This window comes from Devosia sp. 1566 (assembly GCF_004005995.1).
GTDB lineage: Bacteria > Pseudomonadota > Alphaproteobacteria > Rhizobiales > Devosiaceae > Devosia.
Genome location: NZ_CP034767.1, coordinates 2952306 through 2967311 on the forward strand (window position 1 = coordinate 2952306; position 15006 = coordinate 2967311).

The 15006-nt window shown below is 65.3% G+C and carries 13 protein-coding genes; 6 read left to right on the forward strand and 7 right to left on the reverse strand.

All coding sequences use genetic code 11. From position 1 onward, the window contains the following. Positions 1-41 precede the first annotated feature (41 nt). From ELX51_RS14170 to ELX51_RS14185, 4 genes are all read right to left on the reverse strand, one after another. Positions 42-797 carry a glucosamine-6-phosphate deaminase gene (locus tag ELX51_RS14170; protein ID WP_248305128.1) on the reverse strand — a complete coding sequence of 252 codons (756 nt, stop codon included), beginning with the start codon at positions 795-797 and terminating at the stop codon, positions 42-44. A 109-nt stretch (positions 798-906) separates the two neighbouring features. Continuing rightward, entirely contained in the window at positions 907-2718 is a 1812-nt protein-coding gene (locus ELX51_RS14175) for an ABC transporter ATP-binding protein (RefSeq protein WP_127754135.1), read from the reverse strand. A gap of 21 nt (positions 2719-2739) precedes the next feature. Next, positions 2740-4185 carry a M81 family metallopeptidase gene (locus ELX51_RS14180; protein WP_127754136.1) on the reverse strand — a complete coding sequence of 482 codons (1446 nt, stop codon included), beginning with the start codon at positions 4183-4185 and terminating at the stop codon, positions 2740-2742. Between the two features lie 14 nt (positions 4186-4199). Then, the gene (locus ELX51_RS14185; RefSeq protein WP_127754137.1) at positions 4200-5321 is read right to left on the reverse strand and encodes an ROK family transcriptional regulator; all 1122 of its coding nucleotides are present in this window, start codon (positions 5319-5321) and stop codon (positions 4200-4202) included. 104 nt (positions 5322-5425) lie between these two features. On the opposite strand from ELX51_RS14185, the gene ELX51_RS14190 reads away from it, so the two are divergent. From ELX51_RS14190 to ELX51_RS14215, 6 genes are read left to right on the forward strand one after another with little or no spacing between them, the layout of a single operon-like run. Then, the gene (locus tag ELX51_RS14190; RefSeq protein WP_172124394.1) at positions 5426-6967 is read left to right on the forward strand and encodes an ABC transporter substrate-binding protein; all 1542 of its coding nucleotides are present in this window, start codon (positions 5426-5428) and stop codon (positions 6965-6967) included. 57 nt (positions 6968-7024) lie between these two features. Then, on the forward strand, positions 7025-7945 hold the full coding sequence (locus ELX51_RS14195) for an ABC transporter permease (RefSeq protein ID WP_127754138.1): 921 nt from the start codon (positions 7025-7027) through the stop codon (positions 7943-7945). Beyond that, entirely contained in the window at positions 7946-8812 is an 867-nt protein-coding gene (locus ELX51_RS14200) for an ABC transporter permease (protein WP_127754139.1), read from the forward strand. It abuts the gene before it with no gap. Then, entirely contained in the window at positions 8809-9783 is a 975-nt protein-coding gene (locus tag ELX51_RS14205; RefSeq protein ID WP_127754140.1) for an ROK family protein, read from the forward strand. The genes ELX51_RS14200 and ELX51_RS14205 overlap by 4 nt, the downstream gene beginning before the upstream one ends. Positions 9784-9787: 4 nt before the next feature. After that, positions 9788-10513 carry a copper homeostasis protein CutC gene (locus ELX51_RS14210; protein ID WP_248305129.1) on the forward strand — a complete coding sequence of 242 codons (726 nt, stop codon included), beginning with the start codon at positions 9788-9790 and terminating at the stop codon, positions 10511-10513. An 11-nt stretch (positions 10514-10524) separates the two neighbouring features. Next, on the forward strand, positions 10525-11952 hold the full coding sequence (locus ELX51_RS14215; protein ID WP_127754142.1) for an amidohydrolase: 1428 nt from the start codon (positions 10525-10527) through the stop codon (positions 11950-11952). Between the two features lie 37 nt (positions 11953-11989). Here ELX51_RS14215 and ELX51_RS14220 read toward each other — a convergent pair whose 3' ends face one another. The 3 genes from ELX51_RS14220 to ELX51_RS14230 form a co-directional block, all read right to left on the reverse strand. Beyond that, the gene (locus ELX51_RS14220) at positions 11990-12778 is read right to left on the reverse strand and encodes an aspartate dehydrogenase (protein ID WP_348983117.1); all 789 of its coding nucleotides are present in this window, start codon (positions 12776-12778) and stop codon (positions 11990-11992) included. 70 nt (positions 12779-12848) lie between these two features. Beyond that, positions 12849-13199 (reverse strand): DUF2200 domain-containing protein, encoded by a 351-nt coding sequence (locus tag ELX51_RS14225; protein WP_127754144.1) that lies wholly within the window; start codon positions 13197-13199, stop codon positions 12849-12851. A gap of 60 nt (positions 13200-13259) precedes the next feature. Beyond that, positions 13260-14882 (reverse strand): ABC-F family ATP-binding cassette domain-containing protein, encoded by a 1623-nt coding sequence (locus ELX51_RS14230; protein ID WP_127754145.1) that lies wholly within the window; start codon positions 14880-14882, stop codon positions 13260-13262. Positions 14883-15006 lie beyond the last annotated feature (124 nt).

Genomic DNA, 15006 nt, shown 5'->3' on the forward strand with positions numbered 1-15006 from the left:
CCCTGTCACGGCCTTCCTGCACCGGCTGGCCCCGGTTGAGGCTAGCCGCGCAACTGGGCCGGCAACAGCGCCGCTGCCGCCTCGTCACAGACCAGGGTGACGCGCGGATGGGTCTGCAGGAACGAGGCTGGGTTTTCGGCCCGCACAGCTCCCGTCATCGCATCGGCCAGTGCTTCCGCCTTGGCCGCGCCCGTTGCCAACAGGATGATGCGGCGCGAGTCGAGAATGGTGGCGATACCCATGGTCACCGCGTGGTGGGGCACCTCGGCGCCGGGCGGGAAATCGGTAGCATTAACCTCGCGGGTGCGCTGCGCCAGCTCGACGATCCGCGTGCGCGAATTCTGCGGCGAGCCGGGCTCGTTGAACCCGATATGACCGTTGCGGCCAATGCCCAGCAGCTGCAGCTCGATCCCGCCGGCTGCCGTGATGGAGGCCTCATAGGCGGCCCCGGCCTCGGCCGAGTTGCCATCCGGCAGGTGCAGCTTGCTGGTATCAGCATCCACCAGGTCGAACAGGTGCCGGTGCATATAGGCGGCAAAGCTCGACGGATCGTCCGCTGCCAGCCCGCAATATTCATCGAGATTGAAGCTCGTCATCCCCGCAAAGGACAAACCTTCGTCGCGGTGCAGCCGCACGAGCTCACGATAAACCCCGATCATGGAATTGCCCGTGGCGAGGCCCAAAACGCTCGCCGGAGCCGCCCGCAGCTGCGCCCCGAGCTCCGCTGCAACACTGATCTCGGCTTCCTCCGCTGTCGGGAACACACGAATATCCGGCATCGGGGTCGAACTGCTCACTGCATTGTCTCCAAAATCTGGTCGTCCCGCGCTTGGAAAGCCTTTCGCGCGGCAAATCAAGCTGGTTAGGCCAGCCGGAGGGGCAGACCAAACAAATTATTCGCCGTCCCTAGGCGACCTGCACCACATGACCCGGCGCCACTTCCTCGTAGCGCCGCTTGGGCGGCACAAAGCCGGCCGGCCGGACCGGGCTGGGCAATTCGTCGTTGGATACGGGCCGCCGTACCTGCCGGCGCGCCGGATCGGGCACCGGCACCGCCGCCATCAGCTTGCGGGTATAGGCGTGCTGGGGATTGGCAAAGATCGCCTGGCGCGGCCCGATCTCGACGATCTCGCCCAGATACATCACCGCCACGCGGTGGCTCACCCGCTCCACCACCGCCATATCGTGCGAGATGAAGAGATAGGAAAGGTTCAGCCGCTCCTGCAGGTCGAGCATCAGGTTGATCACCTGCGCCTTGATCGACACATCGAGCGCCGACACCGCTTCATCGGCCACGATCACCTTGGGATCGAGCGTCAGCGCCCGGGCAATGCAGAGCCGCTGGCGCTGCCCGCCCGAAAACTCGTGGGGAAAGCGCTTGGCCATTTCGGGCGATAGTCCCACTTCCTCGAGCAGGTGCAGCGCCTTGTCGCGCGCCTCGGCCCGGGTGCCCAGCTTATGGGCGAGAAAGGGCTCCATCAGCGCTTCCCCGATCCGCATGCGCGGATTGAGGCTGGCAAACGGATCCTGGAAAATCATCTGCACGGTCTGGCGCAGCTCGCGCAAATTGCTGCCGGAGAGGCTGAGGATATCGCGCCCTTCCACATCCACTTCCCCGCTGCGGGGTGTGGTCAGCCGGGTGATGGAGCGGCCGATCGTTGACTTGCCGCAGCCCGATTCCCCTACCAGCGAGAGGGTTTCGCCGGGATAAAGCTCAAAGCTCACATCCTCGACCGCATGCACGGCGCCCCCGGGTCCGCGCAGGAAGCGGCCGCTGAGATCGTAGCGGGTCACGAGATTCTTGACCTTGAGGATCGGGGCGGTTCGGTCCACTTCCCGCGTGGTCGGGGCCGACTCGCTAGCCGCGCCGGTTTGCGGGTCGATAATGGCAAAGCGGCGCGGCTTGGGCTCATCCTTCATCGCGCCCAGCTGCGGCACGGCGGCCAGCAGCGCGCGCGTATAAGGATGCTGGGCGCCCCGGAACAGGTCAGCGGTGGCACCGGTTTCCACCGCGTCGCCCCGATACATCACGACGGTGCGGTCGGCGATCTCGGCCACCACGCCCATATCGTGCGTGATGAAGAGCACCGACATGCCCTCTTCTTCCTGCAGCGCCTTGATCAGGTCGAGGATCTGCCCCTGGATGGTCACGTCGAGCGCGGTGGTCGGCTCATCGGCGATCAGCAGCTTTGGGCGGCTCGCGAGCGCCATGGCGATCATCACGCGCTGCCGCATCCCCCCCGAAAACTGGTGCGGATATTCCTTGAGGCGCCCCGCGGCATTGGGAATGCGCACCCGCTCGAGCAGGCGAATGGTTTCCGCCCGCGCTTCGGCCGCGCTCATCGGATTGTGGCAGGTCAGGGCTTCGGCGATCTGCCGCCCCACCGTGAACACCGGGTTGAGCGACGTCATCGGCTCCTGGAAGATCATCGAGATCTCGTTGCCGCGCACCCGCCGCATGTCTTCTTCGCTCAATGGCAGCAGCGAGCGGCCATTGAGCAGGATTTCGCCCTCGATCCGGCTGCTGCCCGGGGGCAGCAACCGCATCACCGACAGCGAGGTCACGCTCTTGCCCGACCCCGACTCCCCGACAATGGCCACGGTTTCCCCCGGCATGACGTCAAAGGATACATTGCGCACAACGCTGTTCCACTCCCCGCCAGTGCGGAAGGATGTGGTCAGGTTGCGAACGGACAGGACGGGCGCGGGCGTAGTCATGGGCAAATAGCTCCGAATTGCTTAGCGCTTGGCGCGCTCGGCGCGGGCGGAAGGCACGGCTTCCGGCACGAACGAGAAATCCTTGTCGAACGGATAGGTCGGGTGCGGCTTGTGGTTGCGCTCGAGGCGCTCCACGAACTGGTCCACCACCCCCGGCGACAGGGCCATCAAATTGGGATTGGCGATCGGGCTCAACTCGGGCGAGAGATATCCCGATTTGACCACCACGATCTTGGCCGCCACGGGATCAAGCCCGAGCTTGGTGAAGTCAGCGATATAGTGGAAGGGCCGCCGGCGCGAGGTCAGCACCAGCTCGATCCCACCGATCCGCACCACCGCTTCCCGCAGCCGCTCCTGCTCGACTTCCAGCAGCTTGACGACCTCGACCTCGGCCTCGACCGGCGTGCTCGACACATCAAGGCTCGCCCCGATGCGAAGATGCAGCTTGGCGCCGATCCCGGCCGCATAGGCGGCATCGGTCGCCGCCTTGTCGGTGATCCCGGCAAATACCACGCCTTCGGCGTTGCGCTCGATCAGCGCCGCCAGCACTTCGGCGCGATCGCCGACGCCGCCGCCGGTGGGGTTATCCCCCGCCTCGGCCAGCACCACCGGCGCCGTGGGCGAACTAACCGCCCAGTCGACGCATTCATCAATGCTGCCGGTTTTGGGGCCGAAGCGGAACTCTTCGCGCACATTCCAATAGTCCTGCGCCAGATGCTTGGCCGCTTCGTCCATTGCGGGACGATTGACGCCCGTCACCACCGCGCAAGCCGTAGCGCGCGGCTCGTCGGCCCAGACATAGCCCACCTGGAACGACGCATCCCAGATGCCCGTGGGGTCTTCCACCGCCTGCATCTGCGCATAAAAGGTCTTGGCGGGCTCGTCCTGCGTGCTGGTCCGCTCGCCGGGCAGCAGCACCGGCACCGGTGCCCAGACGATATGCGGCCGCTCGCCGCTCGAGAGAGCACGCACCAGCATGGTCACCGCCCGGCGCATCGTGTCGGCCACGTCGATATGGGGTGCGGTGCGATAGGTGGAGAACATGTCGAGGCTGTCGATGATGCGCTGGCTGACATTGCCATGCAGGTCATAGCTCGCCGAAATCAGCACATCGGGGCCCACCAGCTCGCGTACCGCGCTGATCAGGTCGCCCTCGGCATCCTGCAGGCCCTCGACAAACATCGCGCCATGCATGGCGAGGTACACCCCATCGAGCGGCAGTGCCGCGCGGATGCCCTCGAGGATCTCCGCCTTCCAGGTCGCATAGATCGCGCCCTCGACCGGACCACCCGCAATGGCGCGGGCATGCAGCACGGTGATGAACTCAGCCGGGAAATGGGTCAGGAACTCGAAATAGCCGTCCTTGATCATCGAAGGCCCGCGCAGCACGCGGAAATCGGCCTCGCGCGCCAGAACGGGATTATATGTGCTACATTCGACATGCAGACCGGCAACGGCAATGCGCATGCATCTTCCTTCCATTAGATAAGACCATTCAAGAAGCTTTCGGCCACCACGCTCGCGGCGCCCCGGCTCCACACATCATTGTCCACCCGCTCGGTGCGGATGGGGGTGCGGCCCGACAGGCGCGGCAGCACATTGGCTTCGATGGCCTGCTGCATCACCGTGGCAAACAGCCCCGAAAAGCTCTTTTCCTGATGCGCGATCAAGATCATCTGCGGATCGTTGATCTGGATCACAGTGGCGATCGCCAGCCCCAGCGCCGAGCCCGCGCGATGCAGGATCCGGATGGCGGCCGATGACCCATTCGTCGCCTCGTGCTCAAGCTCGCTCAGCGAGGAAATCTGCAGCCCGTCCTCACGCGCCAGTTCGGCCAGCGCATTGAGCGAGGCGACGGTGTCGAGGCACCCCACCTTGCCGCAGCGGCAGGGCCGTCCCTGCAACTCGATGGTGCAATGAGCGATCTCACCCGCCCCGCCATGCGCCCCGCGATAAAGCCGCCCATGGATGAAATGGGCCGAGCCGATCCCGCCCCCCAGCGAAATCACGCTGAAATTGTTGAACTCGCGCGCTTCCCCGAAATGCTTTTCGCTGATCGCCAGCGCCTTGGCGTCGTTCTCGACAAAGGTGGGCACCCCGACGCGCTTGCCGATCAGCTGCGCCAGCGGCACATCCTGCCAGCCCAGGAGCGTCGATTTGATGCAGCGCGCCTGCTCTTCATCCACGAGGCCCGACAGCGCCACCCCGATCCCGGCCAGCCGCTCGCGCGCGATGCCATCGATCAAGCTCGGCACCGCGGCCGCAACATTATCGGCGAATCGCTCGGGGTCGGGATCGAACTCCAGCGCTGCCCGGGCAAAGATATTGCCCTTGAGATCGGTCAGCGCGATCTGCGCGGGCCGGCTCAACAGGGAAATGCCGATGAAATAAGCCCCATCCGCCCGCAGGTCGAGCAGCACAGCCGGCCGCCCCTGGCGCTGCACGCTCGTGGTTTCCTCCACCAGCGCGCCCTCGATCAGCTCGCGCGTCAGCCCGCTCATCGCCGCCTTGCTGAGCGCGAGTTGGCTGCCCAGCTCCGCCCGGGTGAGCGGACCCGACGAATTCAGGCTGCGCAGAATGCGATGGTGCGTGGGTGTGAGCAAATGAACCTCTATCCCTTGACACTAAGTCCTATGAGTGAACTACTCAAGCCAGGTTAGTTCACTCACTAACAAAACTTTCATAGGTCGATCCCGGAGCGCGTTGGATGAAGTTTGTGCCTACTACCCGCAGCCTCATGGCTCGCATTGCCCTTGCCGGCGTGCTTGCCTTCACCCCCAGCCTCGCCATGGCGGACGTTCTCAACGTCATGCAGAGCGAAGCCCCCCGCTCCATGGATCCGGGCGATCAAAGCGCGACCTTCACCAATGCGCTGCTCCGCCCGATGTTCGAAGGGCTGACCGATCGCGACGCCAACCAGCAGATCGTGCCCAAGCTCGCCACCGAATGGACTTCGGACGAAGCGGGCCTTGTCTGGACCTTCAAGCTGCGCGAAGGCGTCGTCTTTCATGACGGCACCCCCTTCAATGCGGAAGCCGCCGCCTACAACTTCAACCGCCACCTCGATACCGAGCGCGGTCTTGCCGCCAGCGGCCGTCTGCGCACCTTCATGGCAGGCGTGCGCGCCGTTGATGAATACACCCTCGAAATCACCCTCAAGTCGCCCTACCCCGCCTTTCTGGCCCTCCTGACCACCCAGGCAGGCTGGCAGGTCAGCCCGGCAGCCGACGAAGCCGGCAATCTTGGCTCTTCCTCAGTCGGCACCGGCCCCTATCGCCTCGCCGAATACCGCTCGGGCGACTATGTCCTGCAGGAAAAATTCGCCGACTACTGGGGCGACAAGGAAGCTGGCGAAGACCAGATCCGCTGGACCTGGTCGAGCGAAACCTCCGTGCTCAACATGGCGCTCCAGACCGGCGACGCCGACATCATCAACCCCGTTCCGGCCGCCTTTGCCCGCCAGATCGAGGGCAATCCCGAGCTCTCGCTCAATGTCTCGGACGGCTCGGCCGTGTTCTGGGTCGCGCTCAACACCGAGTCCGAGCCCCTCAACGATGTCCGCGTCCGCCAGGCGCTGAACTTCGCCACCGACAAGAACGGTCTCGTCCAGGCGATCATGGCGGGCTACGCCATCCCCGCCACCTCCCCGCTCGCCAGCATCACGCCCGGCTTTGATCCTTCGCTCAACCCCTACCCGCTCGATCTCGAGCGCGCCAAGGCGCTCCTCGCCGAAGCCGGCGTTGCCGATGGCTTCGAGATCGATGTCGTGGTCCAGGAACCCGAAGCCCGCATCGGCGAAGTGCTCCAGGCCATGTGGGCGCCGCTAGGCGTCAAGCTCAACGTGCAGCGCATGGAAAGCGGCGTCTGGTCCCAGGCCGCCTTTGGCGATGTCGCCCAGAAGGCCGACCAGAATGTCGACGCCGTGATCGCGTCCTGGTCTTCGGGCGTCAACGGCGCTGACCTGCAGCTGCGCCCGCTCTACCACTCCTCGAGCTTCTCGCCCGGCGGCGCCAATCTCGGCTTCTTCAAGAACGACGACTTCGACGCCCTGCTCGACAAGGCTGCTGCCACCACCGACGAAGCGGCCCGCAACGAAGTCTATGTGGAAGCCCAAAAGCTCATCAATGACGAGGCGCCTCACGTCCTCCTCTATGTGAACCAGGACCTCTATGCGACCCGCGACGGCGTGTCGGGCGCCTGGATGGTGCCGGGTGGTTTCGTGCGCGTCGAAACCGCGACCAAGGACTAACAACCGTCTCCGGCCGGGCGAGCATTTCACTCGCCCGGCCCTTGCCTCGAGAGCCCAATGCAATCCTATTTCCTGCGCAAGCTGGCATCCTTGCCGCTGATCCTGATCGGCGTGTCGCTGCTGGTGTTTATCGCCATCCGCGCCCTGCCGGGCGAGCCCGCCCGCGTGCTGGCCGGGCCTGAAGCCACCCAGGAAGCGGTGGACGCCATGACCGTCAGGCTGGGGCTCGATCGCTCCATCCCCGAGCAATATCTGCTGTTTGCCACCAATGCGCTGCAGGGCAATTTCGGCAATTCCATCCGCTCCAATCTCCCCGTGGTGCAGGAAATCGCTGATCGCCTGCCCTATACGCTCTCCCTTGCCGCGCTCGCCTATCTGCTGGCGGTAGCCGTGGGCGTTCCGGCCGGCATGGCCGGCGCCATGAACCGCAACCGCTGGCCCGATTACCTCGTGATGATCCTGGCTATTGGCGGCGCCTCCATTGCCAATTTCTGGCTGGCGCTGATGGCGATGAACTATTTCTCCGTCGAGCTCGGCTGGCTGCCCCTGCTCGGCGCCACCTCCTGGCAAAGCTATATCCTGCCCGCCGTCACCCTTGCCGTTTTGCCCACCGCCGTGATCGCCCGCATGACGCGCTCGAGCATGATCGAGGTGCTGGGCCAGGATTATGTCCGCACCGCCCGCGCCAAGGGCCTGCCGGCGCGCCAGGTCTATTGGAGCCATGCCCTGCGCAATGCGCTCATTCCTATCGTCACCATTGTCGGGCTCAATTTCGGCAGTCTCATCGGCGGCGCCGTGGTCACCGAGTCCGTGTTCAACTGGCCTGGCCTCGGGCGCCTGATGGTCGATTCCGTGCGATACCGCGATTATCCCGTGATCCAGGGCGTGGCGCTCGTTGCCGTGTTCGGCGTCGTGATCGTCAATTTCCTCGCCGAAATGCTGATCGCTGTTCTCAATCCCAGAATAAGGTTCGAATAGATGTCCGCTCCCATGACATCACCGGCTCGTCGCCCCAACGGGACGGCGCGGGCCTTGAGCTGGATTGCCGGCAACGCCAACCTCGTGATCGGCGGGGTCCTCGTGGGCCTTATCGTCGTCGCCGCCATCTTCGCCCCGTGGATCGCTCCGGCCGATCCTTTTGCGCAGAACCTGCTCTCGACCCTCCTGCCTCCCTCTTGGGAGCATCCCTTCGGCACCGATGACAATGGCCGCGATATTTTTGCGCGCGTCATCTATGGCGCCCGCATTACGCTGCTTGAAGTGGTGCTCGCCGTCGCGCTTGCCGTTTGCACCGGCGTCCCCCTCGGCATCATTGCCGGCATGGGCGGTCGCGTGCTCGATCAGACCATCATGTGGATCATGGACGTGCTCTTTGCCTTTCCCGGCATCGTGCTCGCCATCCTCATCGTCAGTGTGCTCGGGCCCAGCCTCATCAACCTGTTGATCGCCATCGCCATCTTTTCCGTACCGGTTTACGCCCGCCTCAGCCGCAATCTGACGCTTGGGCTCAAGCGCATGGAGTTCATAGAGGCGGCCCAGGCCCTTGGCATCCCGCAGCACCGCATTCTGGTGCACTACATTCTGCGCAATGCCATCGGGCCCATCATCGTGCAGTCAACGCTCACCGCCGGCACCGTGATCCTGTCGGCCGCGAGCCTGTCCTTTCTCGGCCTTGGTGCCCAGCCGCCAACGCCTGAATGGGGCGCCATGATGAGCGTTGGCCGCAACTATCTGGGCGTCAACATCTACATGTCGCTATTCCCGGGCCTTGCGATCATGCTGACCGTTCTGGGCTTCAACATCCTCGGCGATGGCCTGCGCGACCTGCTGGATCCGCGCAAATGAGCACACCAACAAGCGTCTTCCTGCGCGATCCGGCTGCGCCAGCCACTGCGCTTTGCGCCGATATCGGTGGCTCCTTCATCAAGTTCGGCCAGGCCTTCGGGCCCGGCCAGGTGCAGCGGGTCGACGAAGTGCCAACGCCGGCCGACAACTGGCCCGCCCTCGTAGAGGCCCTCACCGGGCTCTCCACGCGTTGGAACGGCCCGGGCGCCGCCGTGCCCTTGGCCATATCGACTACTGGGCTCTTTGATCACCGTAACGGCACCGTCAATGCCGCCAATATCCCCGCATTCAAGGGCCATGACGTAGCGGGCGAACTTGCCGCCGCCCTGGCCCGTCCGGTCGTGATCGCCAACGACGCCGACACCTTTGCGCTGGCCGAAGCCAATCTGGGAATCGGCCGCGGCCATGACGTGGTGTTTTGCGCCATTCTTGGCACCGGCGTCGGCGGCGCCCTCGTGGTCGATGGCCGCACCGTGCGCGGGCATCGCGGCGTCACCGGCGAATGGGGCCACGGCCCCATCACCCAGACCCGGCTGACCCTGGCCTCGGGCGAAACCCTCACCATCCCCCGCTTTGCCTGCGGTTGCGGCCAGATCGGCTGCACCGACACGATCGGGGGCGCGCGCGGCATCGAACGGCTGCATTCCCATTTGCACGGGCAAGAACAGACCAGCCACGAAATCCTCGACGGTTGGGAAGCCGGCGACGCGACTGCCGCCCGCACTGTCGAAGTCTACCTGGCGCTGCTGAGCGAACCTCTGGCCTTTGCCGTCAACATCACCGGCGCTTCGGTGGTGCCCGTTGGCGGGGGCCTTGCCGCCCGCACCGCGCTGATCGCGGCGCTCGATGCGCAGGTACGCACCCGCACCCTCAACAGCTTTGCCGAACCGCTGGTCCGTCCGGGGCAGTTCCTCGACAATGGCGGTCTCGTCGGCATGTCGGTGCTGGTCCAACAAACCCCAAGGGCTTGAATCCATGATCCTCGAAGTTTGCGTCGATAGTCCCCGCGGCCTGCACAGCGCGGTTGAGGCCGGTGCCAATCGCATCGAACTCTGCTCGGCCCTGGCGCTCGGTGGCCTCTCACCAAATCCGGGCCTCATTGCGCTCGCGAGCAAGGCCGCGGTTCCCGTTTACGCCATGGTCCGGCCCCGCCCCGGCGATTTCATCTTCGATGCCGCGGACGAAGCCGCCATGCTGGCCGAGATCGACCAGCTGCGCGCCCACGGCATTGCCGGCGTTGTGCTCGGCGCCAACCGCCCCGATGGCACGCTCGATGCCGACCTGCTGGCGCGGCTCATCGCCCGGGCGCAGGGCATGGGCACGACCCTTCACCGCGCCTTTGATCTGACGCCGGATCAACCGGCGGCGCTGGAAGCGGCAATCGAGCTGGGCTTTGATCGTGTCCTGACCTCGGGCGGCCAGCGCTCGGTGCTCGATGCAGCCCCCACCATCGCCCAGTTGCTGGCGCAGGCCAGCGGCCGCATCACCGTCATGCCCGGCGGCGGCATCAAGCCGGCTAATGTCGAGCAGATGCTGGCCGTGCCTGGCATCACCGAGATCCACGCCTCCTGCCGCAGCCCGCTCGGGCTTGATCCGCAATCGCTACCGGTCCAGTTCGGCTTCCAGCCCGCCGACGAAGGCGAAACCGATCCGGCACTTGTTGCGCGCATGCGCGCCATTCTTTCCCAACACTCGGCCTGAGGAACCACAAAATGAAAAACACCCAAGCCATCTGGGACCTGGTCGACCAGCACCGCGCCTCCTTTGTGGCGCTGGCGGACACCGTCTGGGCCACGCCCGAAACCTGCTACATGGAAACGCGCTCCGCCGCGGCCCATGAAGCGGCGCTGCGCGAGCACGGCTTTTCGGTTCGTACGGGCCTCGCGGACATCCCGACCTCCGTTGTCGGTGAAGCCGGCAGCGGCGGACCGGTGATCGCGTTCCTCGGCGAATTCGACGCCCTGCCCGGCCTCAGCCAGGAAGCAGGCAACGCCACCCACACACCCCTCCAGGCGGGTGGCAACGGCCATGGCTGCGGCCACAATCTGCTCGGAGCCGGCAGCCTGCTCGCCGCCCGCGCCGTCAAGGATTATCTGCAAGCCAACGACCTGCCCGGCCGCGTCCGTTACTACGGCTGCCCCGCCGAAGAAGGCGGTGGCGCCAAGGCCTTCATGGTCCGCGCCGGCCTCTTTGATGATGTCGACATCGCCATCACCTGGCATCCCGGCATTTTCGCCGAAGTGACCCGCCGCTCGAGCCTGGCCAACACGCGCATCGATTTCACCTTCACCGGCCGCGCCGCGCACGCCTCTTCCGCCCCGCACCTGGGGCGCAGCGCCCTTGATGCGGTGGAGCTGACCAATGTCGGCTGCAACTATCTGCGCGAGCATGTCCCGACCGACACGCGCATGCACTACGCCATTCTCGATGCCGGTGGCATTGCCCCCAATGTGGTGCAGGCCCGCGCCAAGGTGCGCTATTCCGTGCGCTCCTCCACCGTCGACAGCATGCTCGATGTGCTCGCGCGCGTTCAGGATGTCGCTCGCGGCGCCGCGCTGATGACCGGCACCAGCGTTGAGATCAAGATCATCAGCTCGGTGGCCAATCTCATCAACAACGCCCCCCTCCAGGGCGCCATGTCCGCCGCTCTCGCCGAACTGGGCCCGCCCCAGTTCAGTGCCGAGGACGAAAGCTTCGCCCGCGCCATCCAGGCGACCCTCTCGCCCGAGCATATCCGCCACGATTACGAGCGCTATGCCATGCCCCCGCGCGAAGACAAGGCGCTGGCCGATTTCCTCATCCCCGCCGATATCGCGGTCCCCACCGCCGGCGTCGCCTCGACCGATCTGGCCGATGTGAGTTGGGTCGTGCCAACGGTCCAGCTGGACGGCGCCAATTTTGCCATCGGCACTCCGTTCCACTCCTGGCAGCTGGTCGCCCAGGGCAAGAGCGCTGCGGCCCACAATGGCATGATCCACGCCGCCAAGGTCATGGCCGCCACCGCCGTCAAGGCGCTGGAAGACGCCTCCTTGCGCGAGGCCGCTGCCGCCGCGCTCAACCAGGTCGCCGGCCGTGCCCGCTACAAGACGGCGATCCCCGATGGCGCCCTGCCCCCCATCGCCGACATGACCGCCAGCTGATCACAACAAAAAGCCCCGGCAAACCCGGGGCTTCTCTTTATCCGATCGGCGAAGCCGCAAAAAACTCCCGCACTGCCGCTTCCACGCTCAGCGCCGCTAGCCAAGAGGTGCGCGGATTATCCGGCAGCGCCGCATTCTCCAGCGCGATCTCGAACTGCCCGAACGCCCCCCGCGCCAGCACCTGATGCCGGTTACCCCCGGCCGCCGGGTCCGCCACCAGCCGCACCTGCGTTGCCTCGAACCCCAGCCCGCTCAGCGCTACCGCCGCACACACATTGGCATTCTTGGGAAACAGCCGCGCCGCTTCCGCCGCCGTGCCGCTGAAGAACTCCGTTGCTTCCGTAATCGAGCCGAGCGCCACCAGCGTCTCGGCATGGCTGCCCGCCCAGGCCTGCGGCGGCTTGGTGCCGCGATAAACCACCTCGTCGAGCCCCGCCAGTCGCGCCGCCCGCAGCACATCGAGCCCGCCGATCGCCCCCGGCACCAGCGTCAAGCGCCCCGTTGCCGTCACGCTCTCCGCCACCCGCGCCCGCAGTTCGGGATCGGCCAGTGCCCCTACCGAAGCCACCACCACCGGCACCCCCGCCGCGAGCAAAGCCGGCACGTGCCGCGCCACCGCCTCATGCCCGGCACATTCCACCACCAGTGAGGGCCCCCAGCCGATCAGCTGCTCGACCGTGCTGAACACCTGCAAATTGCCCGCGCTCGCCGGACTGCGCACCAGCGCCGCCCCCACCGCCAGCCCCTCGCCACGCGCCTCCAGCGCCCCGATCAGGCTGCGGGCCATTGCCCCCAGTCCGATCACCGCAATCCTGTGCCGATCCACCCCCAAACACCCATCTCCGCCTGCTGCCTAATGCAGCGGGCATAGCTGTCCCCGCCCCGTCGGGCAACCGTCAGCTGCGCAGGATCTTTTCCATCGGCCGACCCTTGGCCAGTTCATCGACCAGTTTGTCGAGATAGCGGACTTCGCGCATCGTGGGCTCCTCGATCTCCTCCACCCGCACGCCGCAAACAACGCCCCGGATCAGCGCCCGATCCGGGTTCATCCGCGGCGCCTGGGCAAAGAAATCCTCGAAATTGGTGCCCGCTGCCAGCACACCCTCGAGGCTCGCTTCATCATGCCCGGTTAACCAGCAGATGATGCGGTCCACCTCCGCCTTGCTGCGGCCCTTGCGCTCCGCCTTGGCGAGATAGGCGGGATAAACGCTGGCGAAGCGCATCCCATAGATCCGATGCCCCGGCATGGCTGCCCTCCCCGAGCTGCACTTCCTGGAGGCAAACCATAACCCAGATCAGGCCATCGGTCAGCTGCGCAGCCCTGGCGCCTCCTGGCCGGTGCTTTGCACATATTCCGTATAGCCCCCGCCATAAACATGCACACCCTCGGGCGTCAGCTCCAGCACCCGGTTGGACAGCGCCGCGAGGAAATGCCGGTCGTGCGACACGAACAACATCGTGCCCTCATATTGGCTGAGCGCCGTAATCAGCATTTCCTTGGTGGCGATGTCGAGATGGTTGGTTGGCTCGTCGAGCACGAGGAAGTTCGGGGGATCGAACAGCATCATCCCCATCACCAGTCGCGCCTTTTCCCCGCCCGACAGCACCCGGCACTTCTTGTCGATCTCGTCGCCCGAGAACCCGAACGCTCCCGCCAGCGCGCGAAGGGGCGCCTGCCCCGCCTGAGGAAACGAGCTTTCCAGCTGCTGGAACACGGTCAGATCGCCATCGAGCACATCCATGGCATGCTGGGCGAAATAGGCCATCTTGACCGATGGCCCGCGCGACACCGTGCCGGCGTCCGGCTCGGTCGTGCCGGTCACGAGCTTGAGGAGGGTCGATTTACCCGCGCCATTGACCCCCATGATGCACCAGCGCTCCTTGCGCCGCACATGAAAGTCGAGCCCGTCATAGATCGAGCGGCTGCCATAGCTCTTGCTCACGCCTTTGAGCAGCGCCACGTCCTCGCCAGAGCGGGGCGCGGGGCGGAACTCGAAATCCACCGTCTGGCGCCGCTTGGGCGGCTCGACCCGGTCGATCTTGTCGAGCTTTTTCACCCGGCTCTGCACCTGCGCCGCGTGGCTGGCGCGCGCCTTGAAACGGGCGATAAAATCGAGCTCCTTGGCGAGCATCGCCTGCTGGCGCTCGAACTGGGCCTGCTGGTTCTTTTCGGCAATGGCGCGCTGCTGCTGATAGAATTCGTAATTGCCCGAATAGGTTGTGAGCCCGCCCGCATCGATCTCGACGATCTTGGTGCAGATCCGGTTCATGAATTCGCGGTCGTGCGAGGTCATGAACAGGGCGCCCTGGTAGTTCTGCAAAAACGCTTCCAGCCAGATCAGCGATTCCAGGTCGAGATGGTTGCTCGGCTCGTCGAGCAGCAGCGCATCGGGGCGCATCAACAGGATACGCGCCAGCGCCACGCGCATCTTCCAGCCGCCCGACAGCTTGCCGACATCGCCGTCCATCATCTCCTGGGAAAAGCCCAGGCCATCGAGCACTTCGCGCGCCCGCCCATCGAGCGAATAGCCGTCCAGCTCTTCGAACTGATGCTGCACTTCGCCATAGCGCTCGATAATGGCGTCCATCTCGTCGGCCTTGTCGGGGTCGCCCATATCGGCTTCGAGCGCCCGCATTTCGCTGATCAGCGCACTGACCGGCCCAGCGCCGTCCATCACTTCGGACACGACGCTGCGCCCGCTCATCTCGCCGACATCCTGGCTGAAATAACCGATGGTGATGCCGCGATCCGCCGAAACCTGGCCCTCGTCGGGCTGCTCCTCGCCGGTGATCAGGCGGAACAGCGTGGTCTTGCCGGCGCCATTGGGGCCAACCAGTCCCACTTTTTCGCCCTTCAACAAGCTGGCCGAGGCATCGATAAAGACGATCTGCTTGCCGTTTTGCTTGCCGATATTGTCGAGGCGGATCATGCGCTGTGGTGTCCAAACTAATCCGCCGCCATGAATGGCGGCGGGGAAAAAACTTTGGCACCGATTACAGCAGATTGGCGCGTCCCGAAAGCCACCCCGGCCATGGCACGTTGCCGCTCCGCCG